The sequence below is a fragment of the Enterobacter sp. HMSC16D10 genome, assembly GCF_001807145.1.
Lineage (GTDB): Bacteria > Pseudomonadota > Gammaproteobacteria > Enterobacterales > Enterobacteriaceae > Enterobacter > Enterobacter roggenkampii.
This window is the reverse complement of sequence record NZ_KV787874.1, coordinates 1-6,292: the sequence shown is the minus strand read 5'-3', so window position 1 is coordinate 6,292 and position 6,292 is coordinate 1. Positions and strand designations below refer to the sequence as shown.

Annotated in this window: 4 protein-coding genes; 3 read left to right on the top strand and 1 reads right to left on the bottom strand. The window is 47.5% G+C overall.

The annotated features are described in order from the left end of the window. Positions 1 to 535 precede the first annotated feature (535 nt). Together HMPREF3143_RS10830 and HMPREF3143_RS10825 are read left to right on the top strand one after the other, a co-directional pair. Positions 536 to 1,108 (top strand): cytochrome b/b6 domain-containing protein, encoded by a 573-nt coding sequence (locus HMPREF3143_RS10830; RefSeq protein WP_001515348.1) that lies wholly within the window; start codon positions 536 to 538, stop codon positions 1,106 to 1,108. Positions 1,109 to 1,307: 199 nt separating this feature from the next. Next, on the top strand, positions 1,308 to 2,231 hold the full coding sequence (locus HMPREF3143_RS10825) for a cation diffusion facilitator family transporter (RefSeq protein WP_000167917.1): 924 nt from the start codon (positions 1,308 to 1,310) through the stop codon (positions 2,229 to 2,231). A gap of 256 nt (positions 2,232 to 2,487) precedes the next feature. Here the strand turns inward: HMPREF3143_RS10825 and HMPREF3143_RS10820 are convergent, their stop codons facing one another. Next, complete coding sequence (locus tag HMPREF3143_RS10820) at positions 2,488 to 3,129, bottom strand: recombinase family protein (RefSeq protein ID WP_001567361.1); 642 nt, start codon at positions 3,127 to 3,129, stop codon at positions 2,488 to 2,490. Positions 3,130 to 3,296: 167 nt separating this feature from the next. Between HMPREF3143_RS10820 and HMPREF3143_RS10815 the strand changes: the two genes are divergently transcribed. Continuing rightward, positions 3,297 to 6,292, top strand: a 2,996-nt coding sequence (locus HMPREF3143_RS10815) for a Tn3 family transposase (protein WP_070533016.1), incomplete at its 3' end; no start/stop codon positions are given.

Genomic DNA, 6,292 nt, shown 5'->3' with positions numbered 1-6,292 from the left:
GGAAGTCCCTTCCATTCGTTAAGGTGATTTTTTGTACCTCTGAGCTGTGGTAGAGCTTGACCACTTTGACAGGCAGCTTTGAGCGAGAAGCGGACATTGCAGACTGCCCAGTAGAAAAAGTGCTATCAGAATTATCTAAAGGAAGATCGTATTTACCATGTCTCATTCTAACTGTTTAATAAATTACAAAAATTAAAATTTCCATTTAATATCATCGCGTTAAGCAAGAGAATTAAACCTCTCATTTAATTTATGATTCTTATTTAATTCATGAGTTGGTGTAAAAATAGGTTGCCGCACTATAGAAAGACACATATTTAAACCCAGCAGGAAATCATATTTGAAAGTAATGTGTTTAAGGGGCTGCGTAACAAGAACAGCAAGTAAATACATAGTAATAACAGTTACCATTCCCATTTCGCAAGTGGCCATATCAGAGGTGAACTAATGCCTGCTGCAATTTTAAGAATTAAGGTTATCCTAATAATTCTTTTGTATGATTAAGATCATCGATAAATTTACTAAGGACTCATTAATGAAATTGCGACTCTGGAATCTATTACCCCATGATTACGCTCCTTTTTTTCGTATTCTTCACATCATTGTGGCATTTCTAATATTATCACAAATTATTAACTCTAATCTGACAGAGACCGAAGCAATTGGTGAACATAGTCTTGAAGGAGTTATAACCTGGATGCACATTATTTCAGGGTTAGGACTGATTATTTGTGGTTTTATTATGTTAAGTTGGATGCTTACTCAAAGAGGTTTTACTTATTATTTTTCATGGGTAGGGCTTGACTTTAGTGGTATTAAGCAAGATATAAAAACGTTGACTAGTTTCCGACTGCCCGATGCACATTCGGGAGGTATTGCCAGTACAATCCAAGGATTTGGAGTTCTAGCATTGCTAATTGTAGCACTTTCAGGTGGCCTATGGTTCTTGTTGAATACCATGCAGTCAAATCTGGCTGAAACAGTAATCCACTGGCATAAGTTCTTTACTACTTTCATTGAGGTCTATTTTTATGCACATGGTGCAATGGGAGTTTTGCATATTTTAATTGAAAAATATAAAAGCCGCTCAGTTAACCTAAGTGACTAATCTGTTGTGAGATAATATTACTTCAAGTTGAAGAAAACCCTAAAAATAAAATTTAGTTTACTAGAAGATGAAACAGCACTTGCAGAGACTTTTTAATTAAATTTAATAAAAACGAAAAAATATTCATGGCGAAATGATTGTTTAATTATCTATCATGGATAGAAATGTGAGTTAGTCGTCCTATTTTAGGAAGTTAATAATGACTAAAACAAAAGGGTTACCTCGTCCGCTGACGCACTACGCTTGGCTTTCCATTGCCACGGCTATTGCCACTATCGGACTCAAAGGTGTGGCGTGGAAAATGACCGGTTCGGTCGGTCTGCTATCTGATGCCATCGAATCCGTAGTTAACCTCGCAGGAGCCCTAATGGCGCTCTGGATGCTGACCTTGGCTGCGCTTCCGGCCGATGAGAACCATGCATATGGGCACGGCAAAGCCGAATATTTCTCGAGTGCTTTCGAAGGATTTCTGATCCTATTGGCGGCAGCCAGTATCGCCTATACCGCAGTTGAGCGGATGTTAACTCCACAGCCGCTTGAGGAGATTGGTCTCGGATTACTGGTTTCAACAGTCGCATCAATCCTTAATTTTGTGACGGCTCGCATTTTGTTAAGGGCTGGCAGGCAGCACAACTCTATCACTCTTGAGGCAGATGCTCATCACCTGCTGACCGATGTCTGGACGTCGGTCGGTGTCATTTTTGGTGTCGGACTGGTTTATCTGACCGGCTGGTTTTGGGTCGATCCGATCGTTGCATTGCTGGTCGCAGCCAACATCGTTTGGACTGGTTATCAGCTTATGAGTCGTTCAGCTGCAGGTCTGATGGACGTATCGCTACCCACGGAAGAACTCAAAAAAATCGAGTCACTGCTGGCAGGATATCGTGAACAGGGGCTTGATTTCCATGCACTACGTACACGCCAGGCTGGCGGGCGGGCGTTTATGACAATGCACATCCTAGTTCCTGGGCGATGGACTGTTCAATATGGGCACGACTGGGCCGAGCGTATAGAGAATGATATCCGCACCGCACTGCCTTTTATCCATATCACCACTCATGTGGAACCGTTGGAAGATCCCGCGTCAATGAACGACCAAACGCTCGACATTTCTGATCACTAAACTAACCACATGTCGCTGGTCGGGCAGGGTAACAAACCTCGCTCTACAAAAATTTCAGGTATTCTCTATAATTCTGAGGGTACTTGATGTGACCTGCGCCCAATTGTTGGGCACGCAATATTTTTAAAAAGTCCGCTTCTGGCACACAGCGGACTTTCCTTACATAGATGATGCGTCAGGCTGCTAATCACAAAAGTTGTTACAGGGCGCTAACTATTAGGCCATGACTGCAAATAAACACCGTTATTCCAGCCTTTCAGGCAGTTTCATTATTTTTATGAAGCGCTTGTATCCGGCAAACCTGTGAAGCACTGTAGCCTGTAGCATCCGCCGTTTCCCGGATACTCAGTTTCTTTACCTGCCGGTAGTACAGGACTTTCTGATGCCGTTCCTGATCGGCCTGCTTACCCCGGTACTTTCCAATTGTATGAGCCCGCTCGATTCCCTGTTTTTGCCGCTGGCGGCGGCTCAGCCAGTCCTTATGTGACATTGCGGCCATCAGATCGATAAGCATGTTATTGATGGCGGTTATTACTGCGCGGGTTATCGGGTCGGCCTGCGAAGGGTCCTTATCTGACAGTGCCTGCCATGATGTGGGCACATCAAGACTGACAATTCGCAGCTCATGTTGTTCTATCTGTTTTTTTAGCGTCATCCAGTCGCTGTTGCTGAGACGTGTCAGACGGTCTATCTGCTCGACCAATAAAATATCATTGTGGTGACTGTCCATCAGTAAGCGCCCTAGTTCCGGGCGCTCAAGTTTTGTGCCACTGATATTTTCCCGGTAGTAGCTGGCGATTTTATGCCCCCGTTCCTGGACGAACTGCTCCAGCATCTCTTTTGCCCGATCGGCGAACTGGTCTTCCGTCGATGCCCTTAAATAAGCTCTGATGAACATTTTCCCACCGCGTTATCGCATTTAGGTTATTGCATTTATTCTATCGCATATAGGTTATGTCATTTATCGTGTGCCGTCACGTTTTGGTTGTGGCGTCAAGGTGTACCCTTATGCGATAAGCATTCTTGTTAAAAATACCGAACCGAATAATTTATGAGGGAAACTATATGGCAAGGAGGCAGATTCTTTCTCTGTCGGAAAGAGAATCATTACTGGCATTGCCAGATGATGAGTTAACGCTGACCCGAATGGCCTATTTCAGTGAGCATGATCTGGCACTTATCAGTGCTCACCGTAAACCTGCCAGCCGTTTTGGTTTTGCCGTCCTTCTTTGCTACCTGAAAAATGTCGGCTTTGCTCCGGATAAAAAAATCCCACCCTCTGATGCGCTGCTGAAGCATATCGCCAGCAGGCTAAAGCTTACCGGGGATCTCTGGCCTGCTTACCTTTCCGGCAGGGATACGACCCGGCGTGAGCATTTAACCGAACTGTACCGCTATCTTGGCGTAAAGGCGTTCACCGGCAAAATACAGCAGGACGGTATTACGCACCTGTTGTCGATGGCGACGCGCACCGATAAAGGTATTCTCCTGGCCGAAGAGTTACTGGTCTGGCTCCGGCAGAACAACGTGATAATTCCCGCGATTGATGTCGTGGAGCGGACCTGTGCGGAGGCCATGGCTGGCGGAGATAAAATCGTATTTCAGACCCTGAATGCCCCGTTAACTCCGGCGCACCGGGATGCCCTGGATCGTTTACTTGAGTCATCAGATAATCAGCCTTCCAGGCTGACATGGCTTCTGCAACCGCCGGGTAAAATCAATGGTAAGAACGTACTGCAACATCTTGATCGGCTCAGCAGCATTGAATCGCTGGCATTACCTGAAGGTATAGATCGTACCATTCACCAGAACCGGTTGCTGAAACTGGCGCGGGAAGGCCGAAAGATGAGTAGCCGGGATTTGACCCGATTTTCAGCAGCCCGCCGTCATGCGATCCTGGTCTGCGTGCTGGAAGAAGCCAGAGCCACACTGACAGACGAAGTGATTGAGCTGCATGAACGAATGCTGAACAGCCTTTTCAACAAAGCCAAAAGAACACAGGCTGAGCGCCTTCAGCAGACCGGAAAGCTGATCCAGTCCAAACTGAGGCAGTACATCGATGTTGGTCAGGCGCTGTCTGATGCCCGCGACTCCGGTGGCGATCCATGGCTCGCAATAGAAAACATACTCCCGTGGCCTGAATTTGTCGCCAGTCTGGAGGAAACACGCCATCTCGCCAGAAAAAATAATTTTGACCCGCTGCATATTATTACTGAGAAATACAGCACATTACGGAAATATGCCCCGCGCATGTTGTCCGCTTTACAGTTAGTCGCAACCCCGGCAGCACAACCTCTGGCTGATGCGCTGGTTGTGATCAAGGATATGTACCGGAAGCAGTCACGTAAAGTTCCGGCGACTGCGCCGCTTGAGTTTGTCCCTGAAAGCTGGCGCAAGGTGGTGATTACACCTGCGGGTATTGACCGGCAGTATTATGAATTTTGTGCGCTCAGCGAGCTTAAGGGAGCGTTGCGCTCCGGGGACATCTGGGTTAAAGGCTCACGCCGCTACAAAAATTTTGATGATTACCTCATTCCCGAAAAGGACTTTGACAAACTCACACCGGCGCTGCCACTGCCCGTATCTGCTGATTATCATGAGTACATTGCCAGCCGTATGACTCTGCTTCAGTCCAGACTTGAAGAGGTCAATGCCATGGCTGCCCTTGGTGAACTGCCCGATGTGGAAATATCCGACAAGGGCGTAAAAGTCTCTCCGCTGGATAACTGCGTTCCGGCACAGGTTTCACCGCTGGCAGAACTGGTTTACAGCATGCTACCGCGACCTAAAATCACGGAAATTCTCGACGAGGTAAACTGCTGGATGACGTTTACCCGTCATTTTTCGCATATAAAAAATGACATTACCCGTCCCGATACCCGCCAGCTCCTCACCACCATTCTTGCGGATGGCATCAATCTTGGCCTGACCAAAATGGCAGAAGCCTGCCCCGGGAGCACCAAATCATCACTCGAAGATATTCAGGCATGGTATACCCGCGACGAAACCTATTCAGCCGCGCTTGCTGAGCTGGTAAATGCGCAGGGAAAAAGACCACTGGCGGCATTCTGGGGAGACGGAACAACGTCATCATCAGATGGACAGAATTTCAGAACAGGCAGCTCAGGCCGCTACGCAGGGCAGGTTAACCCGAAATATGGGCAAGAACCTGGACGTCAGTTTTATACCCATATTTCGGATCAATACAGCCCGTTTTACACCTGCATAATAAGTCGGGTCAGGGATTCAACCCATGTTCTCGATGGTTTGCTGTATCACGAAAGCGACCTGGAAATCAGGGAGCATTACACCGATACAGCTGGTTTCACCGATCATGTCTTTGCCCTGATGCATCTGCTAGGCTTTGCGTTCTGTCCACGAATCAGGGATCTCCACGACAAAAAGCTGTTTATCAAAGGGAAAGCAGACCAATACCCGGCGCTTCAGTCACTGATATCAACAACCAGCCTGAATCTGAAAGAGATCGAAATTCACTGGCGTGAAGTGCTGCGCCTGGCAACCTCGATAAAGCAGGGAACCGTGACGGCATCCCTGATGCTTAAAAAGCTTGCCAGCTACCCCAAGCAAAACGGACTTGCCAAAGCACTGAGGGAAATTGGCCGTATTGAACGAACGCTGTTTATGCTCGACTGGTTCCGCGATCCGGCACTTCGTCGGCGGGTACAGGCGGGACTGAATAAAGGAGAAGCCCGTAACGCGCTGGCGCGCGCGGTATTCCAGCACCGTTTGGGTGAAATCAGGGATCGTAAACCGGAAAATCAGAGCTACCGCGCCAGCGGACTGACGCTGCTGACGGCAGCTATCTCGCTGTGGAATACCATCTATATGGAAAGAGCGGTCGATGCCCTGAAGCGTAAAGGGATGAAGATCAACGAGCGACTGCTATCGCATTTGTCCCCGCTAGGCTGGGAACACATCAATCTTACAGGCGATTATATCTGGAAAAGCAACCGGATACCGGCTTCCGGTAAGTTTCGTCGGCTGCGGCCAGCTAAAGTAGGAAGGTCAAAAAACGACCTTAACGAATGGAAGGGACTTCC

Bases quoted from the DNA above. Each gene is read 5' to 3' on its own strand.
- HMPREF3143_RS10830 (WP_001515348.1), top strand. From the start codon at position 536: ATGAAATTGCGACTCTGGAATCTATTACCCCATGATTACGCTCCTTTT.
- HMPREF3143_RS10825 (WP_000167917.1), top strand. From the start codon at position 1,308: ATGACTAAAACAAAAGGGTTACCTCGTCCGCTGACGCACTACGCTTGG.
- HMPREF3143_RS10820 (WP_001567361.1), bottom strand. From the start codon at position 3,129: ATGTTCATCAGAGCTTATTTAAGGGCATCGACGGAAGACCAGTTCGCC.